At 44.5% G+C, this 17,239-nt stretch carries 15 protein-coding genes; 5 read left to right on the forward strand and 10 right to left on the reverse strand.

From position 1 onward, the window contains the following. Nucleotides 1-150: 150 nt before the first annotated feature. Together thrS and QVE09_RS10265 are read right to left on the reverse strand one after the other, a co-directional pair. Nucleotides 151-2,088, reverse strand: a complete 1,938-nt coding sequence (gene thrS, locus QVE09_RS10260) for a threonine--tRNA ligase (RefSeq protein ID WP_315936733.1) — start codon at nt 2,086-2,088, stop codon at nt 151-153. 414 nt (nt 2,089-2,502) lie between these two features. Continuing rightward, nucleotides 2,503-3,456, reverse strand: a complete 954-nt coding sequence (locus QVE09_RS10265; RefSeq protein ID WP_051447153.1) for a putative sporulation protein YtxC — start codon at nt 3,454-3,456, stop codon at nt 2,503-2,505. 171 nt (nt 3,457-3,627) lie between these two features. On the opposite strand from QVE09_RS10265, the gene QVE09_RS10270 reads away from it, so the two are divergent. The 4 genes from QVE09_RS10270 (at nt 3,628) to QVE09_RS10285 (ending at nt 7,085) form a co-directional block, all read left to right on the forward strand. Further along, on the forward strand, nt 3,628-4,032 hold the full coding sequence (locus QVE09_RS10270) for a hypothetical protein (protein WP_051447154.1): 405 nt from the start codon (nt 3,628-3,630) through the stop codon (nt 4,030-4,032). Between the two features lie 296 nt (nt 4,033-4,328). Further along, nucleotides 4,329-4,823 carry a cation:proton antiporter regulatory subunit gene (locus QVE09_RS10275; protein WP_091032736.1) on the forward strand — a complete coding sequence of 165 codons (495 nt, stop codon included), beginning with the start codon at nt 4,329-4,331 and terminating at the stop codon, nt 4,821-4,823. A gap of 4 nt (nt 4,824-4,827) precedes the next feature. Further along, the gene (locus QVE09_RS10280) at nt 4,828-6,066 is read left to right on the forward strand and encodes a cation:proton antiporter (RefSeq protein ID WP_315936734.1); all 1,239 of its coding nucleotides are present in this window, start codon (nt 4,828-4,830) and stop codon (nt 6,064-6,066) included. 113 nt (nt 6,067-6,179) lie between these two features. After that, nucleotides 6,180-7,085, forward strand: a complete 906-nt coding sequence (locus tag QVE09_RS10285) for a YitT family protein (protein ID WP_315936735.1) — start codon at nt 6,180-6,182, stop codon at nt 7,083-7,085. 316 nt (nt 7,086-7,401) lie between these two features. Here the strand turns inward: QVE09_RS10285 and QVE09_RS10290 are convergent, their stop codons facing one another. From QVE09_RS10290 to QVE09_RS10325, 8 genes are all read right to left on the reverse strand, one after another. After that, the gene (locus QVE09_RS10290; protein WP_315936736.1) at nt 7,402-8,415 is read right to left on the reverse strand and encodes a zinc-binding alcohol dehydrogenase family protein; all 1,014 of its coding nucleotides are present in this window, start codon (nt 8,413-8,415) and stop codon (nt 7,402-7,404) included. Beyond that, on the reverse strand, nt 8,412-9,389 hold the full coding sequence (locus QVE09_RS10295) for an aldo/keto reductase (RefSeq protein ID WP_315936737.1): 978 nt from the start codon (nt 9,387-9,389) through the stop codon (nt 8,412-8,414). The genes QVE09_RS10290 and QVE09_RS10295 overlap by 4 nt, the downstream gene beginning before the upstream one ends. Before the next feature lie 195 nt (nt 9,390-9,584). After that, complete coding sequence (locus tag QVE09_RS10300) at nt 9,585-10,118, reverse strand: chromate transporter (protein WP_315936738.1); 534 nt, start codon at nt 10,116-10,118, stop codon at nt 9,585-9,587. Between the two features lie 15 nt (nt 10,119-10,133). Continuing rightward, nucleotides 10,134-10,796: a chromate transporter gene (locus QVE09_RS10305; RefSeq protein ID WP_315936739.1), complete on the reverse strand. Its 663-nt coding sequence runs from the start codon at nt 10,794-10,796 to the stop codon at nt 10,134-10,136. Continuing rightward, complete coding sequence (locus tag QVE09_RS10310) at nt 10,787-12,073, reverse strand: NCS2 family permease (RefSeq protein ID WP_315936740.1); 1,287 nt, start codon at nt 12,071-12,073, stop codon at nt 10,787-10,789. The genes QVE09_RS10305 and QVE09_RS10310 overlap by 10 nt, the downstream gene beginning before the upstream one ends. 30 nt (nt 12,074-12,103) lie before the next feature. Then, nucleotides 12,104-13,612 carry a bifunctional metallophosphatase/5'-nucleotidase gene (locus QVE09_RS10315; protein ID WP_315936741.1) on the reverse strand — a complete coding sequence of 503 codons (1,509 nt, stop codon included), beginning with the start codon at nt 13,610-13,612 and terminating at the stop codon, nt 12,104-12,106. A gap of 30 nt (nt 13,613-13,642) precedes the next feature. Beyond that, the gene (deoB, locus tag QVE09_RS10320; RefSeq protein WP_315936742.1) at nt 13,643-14,815 is read right to left on the reverse strand and encodes a phosphopentomutase; all 1,173 of its coding nucleotides are present in this window, start codon (nt 14,813-14,815) and stop codon (nt 13,643-13,645) included. 19 nt (nt 14,816-14,834) lie between these two features. Then, complete coding sequence (locus QVE09_RS10325) at nt 14,835-15,656, reverse strand: purine-nucleoside phosphorylase (protein ID WP_315936743.1); 822 nt, start codon at nt 15,654-15,656, stop codon at nt 14,835-14,837. Between the two features lie 322 nt (nt 15,657-15,978). Between QVE09_RS10325 and QVE09_RS10330 the strand changes: the two genes are divergently transcribed. Further along, nucleotides 15,979-17,220 (forward strand): ROK family transcriptional regulator, encoded by a 1,242-nt coding sequence (locus QVE09_RS10330; RefSeq protein ID WP_315936744.1) that lies wholly within the window; start codon nt 15,979-15,981, stop codon nt 17,218-17,220. Nucleotides 17,221-17,239 lie beyond the last annotated feature (19 nt).

Genomic DNA, 17,239 nt, shown 5'->3' on the forward strand with positions numbered 1-17,239 from the left:
AAGGTTTTCCAAAAAGCAATTAATCTATACTTTTTACAGTAAACACTACGAAAAAACGCCTGAATAACATAGGTCAATCCCATGTTATCCAGGCGTTATTCAGAGTGCAGCGCAACTATACACTGGTTATCTGATAGATCATTTGTTCATTTATACCAAACGTGTTGTAATTTCCTCTTTCAATTGAGCGATAATCTCATCGACAGGTTTCATGCCCAAATCGCCTTCTCCACGCTTACGCACGGACACTGCTTCTGCATTACGCTCATTCTCACCGACAACAAACATATAAGGCATTTTCTCAAGCTGCGCCTCACGGATTTTATATCCAAGCTTCTCATTCCGCAGATCGGCTTCAGCAGAGATTCCCGCACGTTTCAGCTTCGCTTCCACTTCACGCGCATAATCGTCGAAGTTTCCGGATACCGGGATCACTTTTGCCTGAACCGGAGACAACCACAACGGGAAAGCTCCTGCAAAATTCTCCAGCAAAAATGCTGTGAAACGTTCCATTGTACTAATTACACCGCGGTGAATAACGACCGGACGATGTTTCTGTCCGTCATCTCCCACATATTCAAGTTCAAAGCGCTCAGGCAACAGGAAGTCCAGTTGAACTGTAGACAATGTCTCTTCTTTGCCCAGGGCTGTTTTGATCTGTACATCCAGTTTCGGACCATAGAATGCCGCTTCACCTTCAGCTTCATAGAAAGGAAGGTCAAGCTCTTCCACAACTTCACGCAGCATGCGTTGGGACATCTCCCACATCTCGTCGTTCTGGAAGTATTTCTCGGTATCCTTCGGATCACGATAGGACAGACGGAAGCGGTATTCGTTAATACCAAAATCCTTGTACACGGTTTGAATCAACTCGATAACACGAGCGAACTCTTCTTTGATCTGATCCGGGCGTGCAAAAATGTGTGAGTCATTCAGTGTCATTGCACGTACACGGTGCAGACCTGTTAATGCCCCCGACATTTCATAACGGTGCATCATACCAAGCTCCGCAATCCGGATTGGCAGATCACGGTAGCTGTGCATGCTGGACTTGTACACCATCATATGGTGAGGACAGTTCATTGGACGGAGAACGAGTTCCTCGTTATCCATAACCATTTTCGGGAACATATCTTCCTGGTAGTGCTCCCAGTGTCCAGATGTTTTGTACAATTCCACGTTACCCAGAACCGGTGTGTATACATGCTGGTATCCCAGGCTTTCTTCCAGATCCACAATATAACGCTCCAGAGTACGGCGCAGCTTCGCACCGTTAGGCAACCAGATTGGCAGGCCTTGACCGACCAGTTGGGAGAATGTGAACATTTCCAGCTCTTTACCCAGCTTGCGGTGATCCCGTTTGCGAGCTTCTTCGAGGAAGTGCAAATGCTCGTCCAGCTGTGCTTTTTTCACAAAAGCCGTACCATAGATACGTTGAAGCATTTTGTTTTTGCTATCTCCACGCCAGTAAGCACCCGCGACATTCATCAGTTTGAACACTTTGATTTTGCTAGTTGATGGTACGTGAGGGCCACGACACAAGTCGAAGAATTCACCTTGCTCATAAATTGTGATCACGCTGTCTTCAGGCAAATCACGAATCAACTCAAGCTTGTAAGGATCGCCCACTTCTTCAAACGTTTTGATCGCGTCCTCGCGGCTAACTTCCTTACGTACAATTGGCAAGTTCTCGTTCACAATACGTTCCATTTCCTTCTCGATCTTTTGCAGATCTTCAGGATTGAGCGCTTGTTCGAGGTCCATATCATAGTAGAAACCATCTTCGATGACAGGGCCAATACCGAGACGTACCTCTTGGTTACCATATAAACGTTTCACTGCTTGAGCCATCAAGTGAGCTGTACTATGACGCATCACTTCAAGTCCTTCCGGTGAATCCAGAGTTACGATCTCCACCAATGCTCCCTCATGAAGTGTTGTGGACAAGTCCACCACGATACCATCCAGCTTGCCGGCTACAGCATTTTTGCGCAATCCGCTGCTAATCGAAGCGGCTACGTCCTCAATGCTGCTGCCATCCGCGTACTCACGTACCGAACCATCCGGTAGTTTAATGTTCACTGCCATTTGTCTCATTCCTCCTGTTAATGTAACCTTCGTGTCCAGATATTTATGGACTGATTATCTATTGCTATTCCAGTCATTATGCAAAGGAACGCAAAAAACACCCGTCCCGGCAAAGGGACGAGTGATATATACTCGTGGTTCCACCCTAATTCAGCTGATTCATCCTATTCGGAAATACAGCCCTCATTGGCATGACGATAACGGGCATGACCCGGCAGATCCTTACTCGCGGATAATCCCCAATCAAGGCGATGTTCTAACTCCACTTTCAAAATTGCAGCTACAAAGGGGTAAACCATACGTGATATCCGGAGGAAATTTCAGCCTAGGTTCCTCTCTCTGCACCGATCTTGCGTGTGGTCGTTGTCTTTGTCAACGCTTTTGGTTCAATGGTTCACATGAAAAATTCATGGATCAACAGTTATTATAATTGCCGAGATCACTTGCGTCAAGACCTGTCAACAATCCTGAGCGCAGCACTTCACATTCCGGGCAATGATGACATATTTGTACTTTGTCTTCAAAGATCTGGCATATGGTCGAGATGATTGGCAGATCCGGGGTACGTGTATGAAGCATGACCTTCTCAGGCGAGATGGAAATGAGTGTACTTACAATCATATCTTCAATATCCATCTCCAGTTCCAGACCCGGCATTTCCACAACGACCTGTTCATCCTTTTGCACGGGTAACAGATTAAGTCCAGCATCCAGCACCTGAAATTCATGCATTCCCTTGTGTACAAGATGGACCAGAGGTACTTTGGCTTCTTGAAAAAAAACAAAATATTTTAACAGCCCCATAAACTCTTCATACTGCCGATCCATCCAGAACTCATCCAGCGCATACTCCACTAATTCCTGAAGTTCCTGCTTATATGGCCGTATGCGGAAGTTGATAATGCCTTCAAGATGAAAAAAGTGAACATCCTCCAGGTCCTGCCGTAGTCCACTGGCTAACGTAGTACGGCGGCGCTCCCGAAGTCCGGGCTGATCCAGATCACCATTTAATAGAAGTGGCATGCAGATTCGATTGACCTTCTCCACCTCATGCTCATCCATGACAGAACACGCCTTGGCGATCATATCCTCCACCATGCTCCGTTCTTGTGTCTCCATAATGAAGTCGGCGAGTCCAAGGGAGAGAAGATCACTGATCCGGGGAAGCCATTGCTGGAAGTCTTCGTGATTCTCATTCCCTCTGCACACCCAGGTTGCTCTTCCATCATTATGTTTGAAGGTGAGCCGGAATCCTCTTTTACTTATATGTAAACCTTTGGTTTTTTCCTTGACACAACGATAAAATTGATCCGCTTCCTCTTGCCCTGATACATCGGTCCATACGGCAAACAGTTCCACAAGAATCACTCCTTTCCTTCCTGTTCAAAGTATATGGCAAGGCCGATGGGGATATACGAAGCGGATTGATGGAAAGCGTGTCATGATTTCTCAGTATATTATGAAGAGGTTTGGAGTTAAGACAAAAATGTGTTATTATTTTAATAACAGTATGTTTCACGGAAAAGGAGGGAAGCCAAAATGAGACAACAACCTAGAATACTCCACTACACTATCATTATCATTTTGTGCGTTTTCCAAGCCTTGTGCTTCCCTATTCCGATGCAGTCCGAATCTGCCGTTGGGGTGTCTGTAGAAGCAACTTCCAATAAGGAAGTGCTGTTGCAAATACCCGAATCCCAGCAGAAACCTGTCATTCGCAAATATCCACAAGTCATGTCCAAGCTGATTGCGGTTACGCATAATAAGCCTGTCTTTCTTGTCCTCGCATTGTTATTGATGCTGCGAATCCCTACAACGGGTCTGTCCTTTAAACCGTGGTATTGTCTGTTTAAACGCAGATTATTTCTGCTACCTATTAAGTTTACCAGCATGTATGTATCCCTCACCCCTATAGCACCAAAATACGTGAACGCTCTTCACTAGCCGTTACAACGTATTTACAGGTTGCTTTTGCATGGAGACACCTCTGTATTTAAAGACGGTGTGCTTGTGCATAACTTATAACCCTTTTAGCACACGTTAGTTAAACCAATGTTTATGACAAGTACCTATTTTTGTTGTACCCACACCGACAAATTCAAATCATATGGCTGTGTCAGGAATTTCTGGCTCTGTTTACCCGCATCTTTTGATGTTCCCTTGAGCAGCAGATTAATCATTTTCGGGAAATAAGCCTGTCTTCTGTGGCCAGCCCCTAATTATTAAGGAGGCAACAATCCATGGATGTACGCGAAACAGACTTGCCGGGAATCGGCAAAAAATTTCAAATTGAAACAAGCAGCGGTGATAAAATTGTCATTATTATTCACGATGACGGTCGCCGGGAAATGTACCACTTCGAGTATGATGATCCCGATCAAAGCATCTCGATGATCACACTTGATGATTACGAAGCACGACAGATTGCTGCTATTGTTGGCGGATTAACTTACAAACCAAAGCAGCTTGAAAATATTGAAGTAACGTTTGACGACCTGATTATCGAGTGGTACAAAATCGAACCATCCTTCGGATGTATCGGCAAATCCATCGGTGAATTGGACGTACGTCAAAACTCTGGGGCAACGGTTATCGCCGTTGTAGAGAAAAATCACAAAAAACACATCAGCCCAGGTCCGGAGGTAGTTATCAGTGCAGAATCCACGGTGGTAGCCGTTGGCGAACGCAATCAGCAGAAACTGTTTAAATCCCTCCTCCTGACTGGAAGGGGGTAAATAGATGGATCATTTGATATTCGAAGTAGGTCTGGCCCTTGTGCTCATTGCGGCAGCCGGCCTTTTATCGGCAAAACTAAGATTTTCGGTCGTTCCGTTTTATATTCTGATCGGGATGGCCGTTGGGCCACATGCCATGAAAATCTGGCATCTGGACTTCCGTTTCATTGAGAGTCAGCCTTTTATTGATTTTATGGGTCGGATCGGTATCCTGTTCCTTCTCTTCTACCTTGGACTTGAATTCTCGGTAGGTCGTTTAATTAAATCGGGTCGCTCTATTGCAGTTGGCGGCTCGATCTACATCGGTATTAACTTTACGCTGGGATTAATATTCGGTTTTGTGTCCGGTTTCCCAGTTGCAGAAGCACTTATTATCGCAGGTATAACTACCATCTCTTCCAGTGCCATTGTGGCCAAGGTACTCGTCGATTTGAAACGAACGGCCAACCCGGAAACAGAGATGATATTGGGTATTATCATGTTCGAAGATGTATTCCTCGCTGTATATATCTCGATCTTGTCCGGACTTGTGCTTAGTGACTCATCCTCCATCGGAGGCGTCATCATGTCCGCACTTATTGCCCTCGGATTCATGCTTATCGTGATTATCCTTGGACGCAAAGCAACACCGCTACTAAACAAATTGCTTAAAATTCGATCGAATGAGCTATTCTCTCTCGTTGTATTCGGAGCCTTGTTCCTGGTAGCTGGTTTCTCTGAAACCATTCATGTTGCCGAAGCGATCGGTGCATTACTGGTCGGTCTTGTGCTTGCTGAAACAGAACATGCAAAACGGATTGAGCACTTGATTCTGCCGTTCCGCGACTTCTTCGGAGCAATCTTCTTCTTCAGCTTTGGATTGTCCATTGATCCGTTGTCCCTGGGTGGCGATGCCGTATGGTTGGCTCTGATTGCAGTTGTTATTACATTGTTCGGTAACTTCCTGGCAGGTATGCTGGCTGGACGCAGTGCAGGACTATCACCTAAAGCATCGGCCAATATCGGATTAACCATTGTGTCACGGGGTGAATTTTCCATCATCTTGGCGAACATGGGTAAAGCCGGGGGACTGTTGCCAATGATTCAACCGTTTGCCGCGCTGTATGTCCTAATTCTGGCCATTCTGGGTCCTTTATTAACCAAAGAGTCCAAACATGTATTCCGTTTATTGGATAAAATATTCAAGTTCAAAGATCCTCGGAAAAAGAAAGAAGAACCGAAGGTTCTGCAGAAAGAAGGATAATTCCCTATGTCTGTACAGAACAGACATACTAACGTACTTCGCGGCTCTACGCCGATCTTTCTGTGACTAACCCAGGGAGAATGGCTCGAAAGCCGTACTAAGGAGGATGACCTATGAAAGCACCTCTGATATCGGCTAATCCGGTGCCAAACACCGCCAAGACCAGGATATCGTCTACCCGCCGCTGGTTAAACCTGTTGCTCGTGATTGTGGGTGGAATTCTGGCCTCCGTGGGACTTGAATTATTCTTACACCCCAATAAGATCATTATTGGAGGCATTACTGGCATTTCCTCACTCTTCGCCCACTGGACCGAAATGAGGATTGGATTGTTCCTATTTTTATTCAATGTTCCGTTCATATTTCTGTCTTACAAGATTGTGCAGAAGAAATTTGTACTGGTTACTGTTCTGGGTCTGGTTGTCTTTTCGATCGGTGCCATTGTGCTTCATCCCATGCCGCCACTTGTAGAGCACCCGCTGGCTGCCGCCATGTTTGGCGGATTATGCCTCGGACTCGGAATTGGACTCGTCGTGCGGTATGGCGGGACACTGGATACGCTGGAAATCGGTGATCCGTCTTCCCGCCCACCTGAACGTGTATTTAGCGGAAAACGGATGCTTATCGAAAAAATAATCATGCTGCTTAACTTGTTGATACTGACAGCCGCTGGTGTTGTCTTTGGCTGGGACCAAGCGATGTATTCCGTAATCGCCTATCTTATTGCTTATGAAATGGTGTACATTGCGTTCAGGGGCTTCTCTTCCAAACGCAAAGTATGCATTTTGACCACACAAAGCTCTCAAGTTGAAAAAGCTGTACGCAAACGGCTGCGCCGTGAGCCTGGAACGCTGGAAGCCACTTCTGACTCAACACAACTCGCGATGGCGGAAGGATGGATCAGACAGATCCCGGGTGCACTTTATTATGAGGTACATGTTCTGGAGATGATCTGGTTGAAGTCTATTGTACGTCACATTGATCCCCATGCGGGCATTGTAACGAATCCGGAAAAATAATAGCTCATGTAAGTTGAACTAAAGATATTTACACTGACACTACGATGACAGAACAACCTTCCAATCGCTGTTATCCCCAGATTTTTTCTATTCCCTTTTCTCAAGGGAAAAATCCGGGGATAGCATATGCTTTCGAAGTAGCTTTCTTTCAGAAAGCTTTTAGGCGCACGCTTCGCTTTTCCAGGTATTTTCTGTCCTCTTCGTTATCGTGTAATTTTAATTCAACTTACAAAAAACGCTCTCTTCCCCTATGGATGGACAGTATTGTCCACCAAGGTCAGAGAGCGTTTTTTTCTGTTATTATAATTAATTGATATTATAGTTCAACGATGGCTTTGACTACATGTGAGTCTGGCAATAGCCATTGGTCTATTGCAGAAGGCAACTCATCAAATTCCACTCGGTGTGTGATATAACCATCCATGCTTAATTTCTTTTGACGCAAGGTGGACAGGACCTGTTCAAAATCTTCACGGGTTGCATTTCGACTACCCAGGATGCTCATCTCCCGCTTGTGGAACTCAGGATCATGAAAGGTAATATCCGCTTTCACTAGCCCAACAAAAATGAGTTGACCACTATGCGCCACATATTGGATGGCATCATTCATGGAATTCACGTTACCGGTTGCATCGAAGACAGCTGTAGCATAGTCGCCTCCCGTGACTTCAGCCACTTGTTGCACAGTATGTTCACTAGCCTGTACCAGGTCATCCGCTCCAGCCCAAGTCCGGCTAAGCTCCAGCCTGTCCAGATTACGATCAACAGCGATAACACGTGCTCCCGCCTGTTTGGCAAATGCCATCACACCTAATCCAATAGGGCCAGCTCCAATCACAACCACATGCTCACCAGGCTTGATTCCTGCTCTTCTGACGGCATGGGCTCCAATGCTTAATGGTTCTACCATTGCCGTCTCATCCAGCGTCAAACCTTCTGCTGAGAGCAGATGTGAGACAGGCATGCTGATTTTTTCTCTCATGCCTCCGTCTACGTGCACACCCATGACTTGCATGGACGCACAACAATTGGTTTTTCCACTGCGACATGCAATACAGTGCCCGCAGTGCAGATACGGAATAATACTTACCTGATCCCCAGGCTTTAATCCTGCCTCGTTCGGACCGATTTCTTCAATAACAGCCGCCAGTTCATGACCCAGAACACGAGGATAGGTAAAAAATGGCTGGTTGCCTTTGTATGCATGCAGATCCGTTCCACAGATCCCAATCCGCCGAATGGCAACCAACGCCTCTCCTTCTGCTCGTTCCGGTTGAGGCAGGTCCTGGAGCTTCAATTGATCTATTTCTTCACATACAATGGCTCTCATCGTTGTTCCCCCTTGGATGCTTCTGCTGTCGTGTTGCTTGGCTTAATATTATATTCAGGTCGTCCGCTTGACCACTTCTCGTTATGCAATGGAGCCAGAATGCGCAGCACTTCATCCAGCAGGCTCTGATCCATCGGTTCCTCTATCCAGGCTGCATTATTGAGGATATTGCGCTGGCTGGCACTGCTCACCAGTGTTGTCGGAATTCGTTCATTCGACGTGGAGAATTGCACGGCCAGCTTGGCAATGTCACTGCCTTGTTCTGCACAGAAGCGGGCAGCCTTCAGGCAGAGTTCTTTCACCCGATCATCTGCCGGATGCCAGGCAGGAGCCCCTCGGGTACTCAACAAGCCCATAGAAAGAGGCGAAGCATTGACAAGGCCAATTTCTTTTTTTTCCAACAGGGGCAATAACGATAATAATGAGGTATCATTCAATGAATAATGACAATACGAGATGATCGCATCCGCATCGATCTGTGGCAGAACCTTCTCAAACAAAGGCAAGGGTAAACCACAAATGCCCGCATGTCGTATAACTCCCTGCTCTTTCAGACGCAGCAACGTTGGAAAAGCTTCTTCGATAATAATCTCTGCTGGCACAAATTCAATATCATGCAGGAACAGAATGTCGATATAGTCTGTATGCAGTCGATCCAGGCTCTCTTGCACACTATTCAGAATTCGCTGACGTGAAAAATCAAACTCATTTTCCCCATACCGTCCGGCTTTGGTTGATAACATATATGAACTGCGCGGCAAGCTGCGGATGGCTTCACCCAACACCGTCTCCGCTTTTGTCAGCCCGTAGTAAGGCGAAACGTCTATGTAATTCATCCCCGCATCTACGGCCGCATGTACAGTGCGAATCCCTTCGTCCCGGTCAATGTCACGAAATACAGAACCGAGTGAGGATGCTCCAAAGCTCAATACAGGTACGTCCAGTTCCGTCTTGCCAAGTATTCTTCTCTTCATCGGTTTAACCCCTTCCAGCGTGTCTGACTACACAAGTTTCCTTTCATTGTAACAGTTCAATTTCAATATAAAATATCGCCAATTGCGTAACATGTACTGTTTGATGACCTCGATCAGCTATTCGGTATAGAATAAAAAAAACATCTTAACACTACCTGAAATAAAAACAGGAGCTCTAAGATGTTTCGGTTGACTTCAAAATAGTATAATTCCACCAGCAGCCGCCATTAAAATAACTGCAAATGGATGAATTTTATATCTCATTACTGCAATCAAACTTCCTGCACATAATAAAAGCATTCCAAATGAGGACAAGCTAAAAACCATTGCGGTGTCTCGTCCAACCCCAAAGTGTATGGCAGCATAAACGATTAGCCCTGTGACTATAGGTCGAAGCCCATAAAAGGAAGAGCGCAACCATACATTATGCTGCAATCGTAAAAATATAGCAGAACATGCGATAACAATCAGGAGAGAAGGAAAAATAATGCCAACTGTTGATATGATGGCGCCCGTGATTCCTAAGTGATCATATCCGATTAAAGTAGCTGTATTCGTAGCAATCGAGCCTGGAGCCATACCGGCAAGAGCAACGATCTCCTGAAAATCTTCAGGTTGTATCCACCCGCGACCTGTTACTTCCTGCTCAATGAGAGTCATGACCGCATAACCCCCGCCAAACGAAAATGCTCCTATTTTCAAAAAGACAAAAAACAAATCCCATAGCAATGCGATCATCACCTTCTAAATGTAATATTCAGGATAATTCAGGTCCGGTTCACTGATCTGTTTCTCCTTCTCTGTAGGTGCTGCAATGCCAATGACTCGTTTTATTCCTATAACAAGAATTCCAGCAAGTGGGCCTGCCAGAATAAGAACGATTGAATGGATGTGTGTAAATAGAAGCAAGGCAACACAAGCCCCAGCCATAACCAAGGTAGTTAAGTCCATAATGGAGGATTTGCCCATTTTAAAAGCAGCAACAATAATCAAAGCCACAACAGCCGCATGAACACCTTTCAGTGCAGCCTCTACCTTGGGAACATCTTTAAACATCATTCCAAAGATACTTATAAGAAATACAATACAGAAAGTAGGCAGGGTGATCGCAAATACTGCTGTTAATGCACCGAGCACTCCTGCCAGCCTGTATCCGACATAAGCCGCCGAGTTTACGGCTACCCCGCCTGGTGCAGAGCCAGCAATCGAAACCATATCACTCATCTCGGAGGAGGTAAGCCAGTTCTTCCGATCAACAATTTCACGCTCTATCGCAGAAATCATGGCGTATCCCCCTCCAAAGGTCGAAGGGCCCAATTTGAAGAAAACCGCGAATATCTGAATTAATTTATGGATATCTATTTTACGGAACTCATTCATATTCCCCACTCCATTCATCAAATCCATTGCGCGATAAAATTAACCAAAAATAACGCGGTAATAAGATAGAGTGCAAGAGGAATTTTTTTTCTGTTGCCTGCGGCAAGATTAAGAATCGTGTAAATGATGAAGCCAAGCGCCATGCCGTCTACAATACTATAGGTCAGCGGAATGAGCACAATAATTAGAAAAGAGGGAAAACCCTCAGCAAATTCCTTAAAATTGATACGTTGAACATTCGAGATCATTAATCCCCCAACAATAATCAGAATTGGAGATAAGGCACTGTCCGGAATGAGTTTGATAACCGGGATGAAAAACAGGGATATCAAAAATAGTAATCCGGTAACAATGGAAGCCAGTCCCGTTCTCCCGCCTGCCGAAATCCCTGCGGCACTTTCTACCGTAGACACGGTAGGGCTCGTGCCCAAAAAACCAGACAACACGGCCGAGACTGCATTCGCCTGTAAAGAGCGCTCAAATTTTTCAGGTTTTTCAATCATGTTCAAATGCCCATGAACCAAGCCTATATTTTCAAATACAATAACCAACGTTAGCGTAAAGGTAGCAATCCAGAACGTAATTGAACCTATTTTGTTAAATGACATACTTCCCATAACATTCAAATATGATTGTATTGAAAATGAGCCAGTCTCACTTAAATCAGTATCCACCTGAGCAAAAATAATAGCGAGTACTGTACCTGCAACAATTGTAATTAAAAAGCTGCCAGGTACCCTTCGCATAAACAAAACTAACGCTAAAATCAGTGTCGTCAGTGTAAGAAGTACATGAGGTTTGCTGAAGTCACCAAGTGCTACAAATGTTGTTGAACTGGATACAACGATGCCTCCTTTCTGCAAACCTATAAAGGTGAGAAACAGGCCAATCCCGATCGTCGTTGCCTCTTTCAATGCATCCGGTATCGACACTGAGAGCCATTTTGCCACAGGTGTAAATGCAACAAGCACAAATAACAGACCTGAGATAAAAACAGCACCCAATGCCTCTTGCCAGGAAAGTCCCATCGTATGAACAATGGTATACGTAAACAGAGCATTAATCCCCATACCCGGCACAAGAACAATCGGAGTTTTCGCCCATAACCCCATGATCAGGCAGCTGATAAATGAAGTTAGAACCGTAGCGACCACTCCTTCTTCCAGTGGAATTCCAGCATCCTGCAAGATGGATGCATTGACGGCGATGATGTAAACAATGGTGAAAAACGATACTACTCCGGCAAGAAATTCCCTTTTTAGCCATTTCACTTTTTCTTTAGGCCGTGTATGGTTCTCAATCACCTGATATTACCTTCTTTCTATTACGCTCAACTATGAAGAGGTTGATACTGAATCTTTGAACCTAACTCGTTCTTCAATAACTGGTTTGAGATGACCCGTATTACGAATATAATTAATGACAATATCACGCATGATCAAGGAAGTATCACGTACGTTGCGCCCCTTGAGAAAAGCGGTGAAACCGTCTCCACCTTTGCAGGTGAAATCATCAGAGGCAATTTTATAAATATGATCTTCCTGAAGTGATCTGCCATTTACAATCGCTCCAATCACCTGACACCCTTTTTCTGCGGAAGGGTCAACAATAATCTCAATGCCGGACTGCTCCAGCACTCCAGCCGTCATCCCTGCGCTCTGCTCCAGCACCTCCTTGAGTTCCTGTCCGGTCATTTCCATCACAAGGATGTTATTGTTAAACGGGACCGCATTAATGACATGCCCGACAGTGATTTCTCCCTGGTCAATATCCGCGCGCAATCCTCCAGGAGCAGTAAATACCGCATCTGCGGCTGTATGCAATCGTACAGCATCTGTAACGATGTTACCAAGCAACGATTCTCCGAAATAATTACGTGATAAATTGTGCTCGGCATACCCGATTTTTTCATCAATCAGCTCTTTTAAGCGATTATCCCAATACTCCACACGTTCAGCGACAACAGGATCAGGCTCGATCCGGTCCGTATAGATGGGTTCCAAATGGCCCTCATAAGATATAATTTTCTTCTCTGTTCGGTCCACCTGCAATTGCAGATAGCCCACAAAAGTCCCCAAACCACGTGTGGAACAAAGCAACGTGCCTGTCTCTGAAGCGACATAAGGCTTGACGATGGATTTATGTGCATGACCCGTGATCATCAGATCAATTCCCTTCACGTTGTTGCACATGCGCACATCTTCTTCAAAATCCTCGTCCACATCAACATCGCGATCAGTCGTTGATTGCTCGGCTGGAACACCTTCATGAGCAAGCACGATAACCAAATCGACATGTGGTCGCAGAAGATGAACATATTCTTGAAGCAGAGACTCCTGCTCACGGAACTCAAGCTCTTTTACAAGATCCACTTGAATCGTCTCATAACCTGCTCTTTTTCCGTGTATGCCAATAATCCCTATTTTCAAGCCACCCTTCTCAATAATTTCATAAGGCTTGGCAAATAAAATATTGGTTCCCTTATAGAAAATACTTCCTGACAAAAACGGAAATTGAGCTTGTGCTATCAACCTTCTTGCATTAGGCACACCATGGTCGAATTCATGGTTCCCGACACATGAAGCATCGAATCCAATGGTGTTATACAGATCAACCGGCGCTTCTCCATTCGTCAGAAAACTGATTGGTGGTCCGGTAATAATGTCGCCTGCATCCAGTACCAGAACATTAGGCTCTGTATTGCGAATTTTGTTAATATAAGCGGCCATATAAGCAGCACCGCCCATCATTGGACTGCCTTCAATCCATGTCGCTCGAACTGGTTTGTCCTGAGCGTGAAAGTCATTTGTATATACAATAGTCAATGTTTTCGGTTCAGACATTAGGAGCTCTCCCATCAAATTTAATTTTGGTCACAGTTGATCATAAAAAGAAGTGCCTTGACCTGTATTCGGGACATTAAAGTTTTCAGCCAGCGTCGCTGCCAAGTCAGAGAATGTCTCACGAACTCCAATGCTGGAGGGATTGTTGATTGCCGGGCTATATAAAAGCACAGGAACGTACTCACGTGTATGATCGGTTCCTGAATGTGTTGGATCGTTACCATGATCAGCTGTAATAATTAATAAATCATCTGCCGTAATTTCTTCCATAATGTAAGGTAAGAGCGCGTCAAATTGCTCCAGCGCCATTGCATAGCCTTCCGGGTCACGACGATGCCCGTACAGTGAGTCGAAATCGACCAAATTCGTAAACAACAGACCTGTAAACTCTTTGTTTAGTAGAGATATTGTTTTCATAATTCCATCTAGATTATTTTTGGTTGGAATCGCCTTTGTGATGCCCTCTCCACAGAAAATATCATTGATTTTACCGACCGCTATAACATCAAGCCCGGAGTCTTTCATCGCATTCATTAAAGTGGGAGCCGGAGGAGGCACAGCATAATCATGACGGTTCGCAGTACGCGTGAAACCTCCTGGCATCCCCGTATAAGGGCGGGCAATGACACGACCAACGCTGAACTCGCTCTGGAGCGTGAGCTCTCGGGCTATTTCACATGCATCGTACAACTCTTGTAGTGGAATTGTCTCCTCGTGAGCAGCAATCTGGAACACACTGTCCGCTGACGTATAAACAATCCATGCTCCTGTCTTGATCTGCTCTTCACCTAATTCATCCAGAATGTTAGTACCAGAAGCTGCTTTATTACCGATCACTTTACGCCCGGTCCGTTCCTCAAAGAGATGGATTAGCTCTGATGGAAATCCGTCTGGATATACATTAAATGGTGAAGTGATTTTCAGGCCCATGAGCTCCCAATGTCCTGTCATCGTGTCCTTTCCAACTGAAACCTCCGCCATTTTCCCGAAACAGGCCACCGGGTTTTCCACCGGCTCTATCCCGGGTAGATGAGTTATATTTCCAAGACCCATCTTTTTCATAGTTCCAAGCAAAAAACTCGGCATACGCTCTGCAATATGGCCCAATGTATGAGCACCTTGATCACCAAAATGTTTCGCATCAGGCAGTTCACCAATCCCGACACTGTCCAGTACAATTAGACATACGCGTTTATACCTCATAGGACCCTCCTGTGCCATTTTACATTTCCTTAATAATTTCGAGGACCAGCTTCAGGAACTTGGGCTTTACTTGTTCGGCTGCTTCCATTACTTCCTCATGAGAAAGCGCTTGCTCCAGAAGGCCCGCGGCTTTATTCGTAATGCACGAAATACCCAGTACCTCCATAGCCGCATGTCTCGCAACAATGACTTCGGGAATCGTAGACATGCCTACTGCATCTGCGCCAAGAATTCTGGCCATGCGTACCTCGGCAGGGGTTTCATAAGTGGGACCCAGATTGCCCATGTAAATGCCTTCTCTAAAATAAAATTGTTGCTGTTCTGCTACTTTGTGAGCGATTTGAATAAGTCTTTTGCTATAAGCTTCGCTCATATCTGGAAACCGTTCACCGAAATCCTTCTCGTTTGGTCCGATCAGCGGATTTCTTCCCATATTGTTAATGTGGTCCGTAATCAGCATCAGATCTCCCACCTCATAGTCTGCATTAACTCCTCCAGCTGCATTGGTCACAATTAACTGATTAATGTCAAGCGCTTTCAAAATGCGGACCGGAAGTGTCACATGCTGAGCTTCATATCCTTCATATAAATGAAAACGCCCTTTCATCATGACGACGCTTTTGTTATGAATTTGTCCAAACACTAATTCTCCTGCATGACCTTCTACAGTGGACATCGGGAAATGAGGAATGGATTCATAAGGAATTACTTTTGCATTTTCGATTAAATCTGCCAGTATCCCTAATCCTGAACCGAGAATTAAACCGATCTCCGGACGACAGTCTGTTTCATTCTTGATAAATCGTGCAGCTTCTTGAATTTTCCGTTTGATATCTTGCATCTCATGCACCCTCTTTATGTTTGTCTTCATGTTCACATACTCATCATAGAGCATATTTAATTCATTGTAAATATAATAAAATTCATTTTGATAAAAAATGAGAATATAATTGAATTTATTAATGTTTTTTATATGATTTTTAGAGTAATTTAACCAAAATCTTAGTTTTATTATTATTATTTTTCTCATTTTTAATAATATAAAGCTTTATTTTTCCTTTTTATTCCTTTAAACTATATAATAAGGATGATTTGATATAGGAGAGATACAAACAATAAGGTAAAATAGAGAAATCGAATAAAATAATTATTGGAGGACTTTTATGTTACAGGAATTTGTAGGTTTAATGTCTCCCAAGACAAAAAGTTTAAAAGCTCTGTATTCATTAGTCCGCAAGCATGGCCCTATACGCATTAATGAGTTGGTGGAACTAAGCGGATATAAACATTCAACCTGCTCCCGACTTGTTGAAGAATTAGTACTGGCCGGCCTAATATACGACAGTGGATCAGCAGAATCCAAAGTTGGGCGGAAGCCTGCATTTTATGTCATTACACCCGATTCTCACTATTTGGTAGGTGTTGAGATATCCAGTTTATTTATTGTCATTTTGCTTCTTGATTTAAATTTGCAGGTTTTGGACGAGGTTAAATTCAAACTGGACTTTAATTCCCTCCCTCAAGATACACTAAACCTGATCGGTGACAGTATTGAGGATATTCTGCTTCGTCACCATGTGGATCAGAAACATTTGCTCGGAATCGGTGTAGGCGCCATCGGGTCGATTGAACGGGAAAACGGTACTATCCATTTCAAAGATGATCTCTCCAATGACTGGAATCAGTTAGATATCATCAAATCCTTGGAAAAACGGTTCTCTACGGTTGTTCTGCTCGATCATGGGGCTAACTTAGCTGCTTTGGGTGAATATCGAAGCAATTACTGGAGAGAAACCGAAAATCTTGTATACACCTCTTCCGGCATTGGCATCCGAAGCGGCATTATCCTACAAGGACAAGTTGTCGGCAGCAAGCTGGATATGGATGATTCCTTTGGTCATATTACGGTAGATGTTCATGGGAGAAAATGTGCTTGCGGAGCATATGGATGTCTGGAAGCGTACAGCAGTCTGCCTGCCGTTCGGGACGAAGTGATTCGTCAGATAAAGCGTGGGAAATCTTCTTCACTCCTGGACATCCCTCTCCAAGCAGATGACATTCAATTCCATCATATATTGGATGCCTTGAAGCAGGGTGACCCCCTGTGTTCAGAGGTTGTGCGGGACGCTGCCTACTACTACGGCATTGGTATTACCAATCTTATTCAACTGCTCCGGCCGGATATTGTTATTATCGGTGGCGGGCTGGGAGGTAATATTGACTTCTATGAAATGACATTAAAAACGGTACAAGAGCGCACAAAGCAATATAAAAATCTGCAAGTCAAAATCATTAGAGCAACCACCGGCTATAATGCAGTCGCTGTAGGAGGAGGCTGTATGATATTTGATTATTTCCTGGAAGAAAAAACAGCTCACACTGAACCCAAACATGTTTTAACTTGAGATCACAAAAATCCTCCCT

It is taken from the genome of Paenibacillus sp. ClWae2A (assembly GCF_032452295.1).
Classification (GTDB): Bacteria; Bacillota; Bacilli; order Paenibacillales; family Paenibacillaceae; genus Paenibacillus.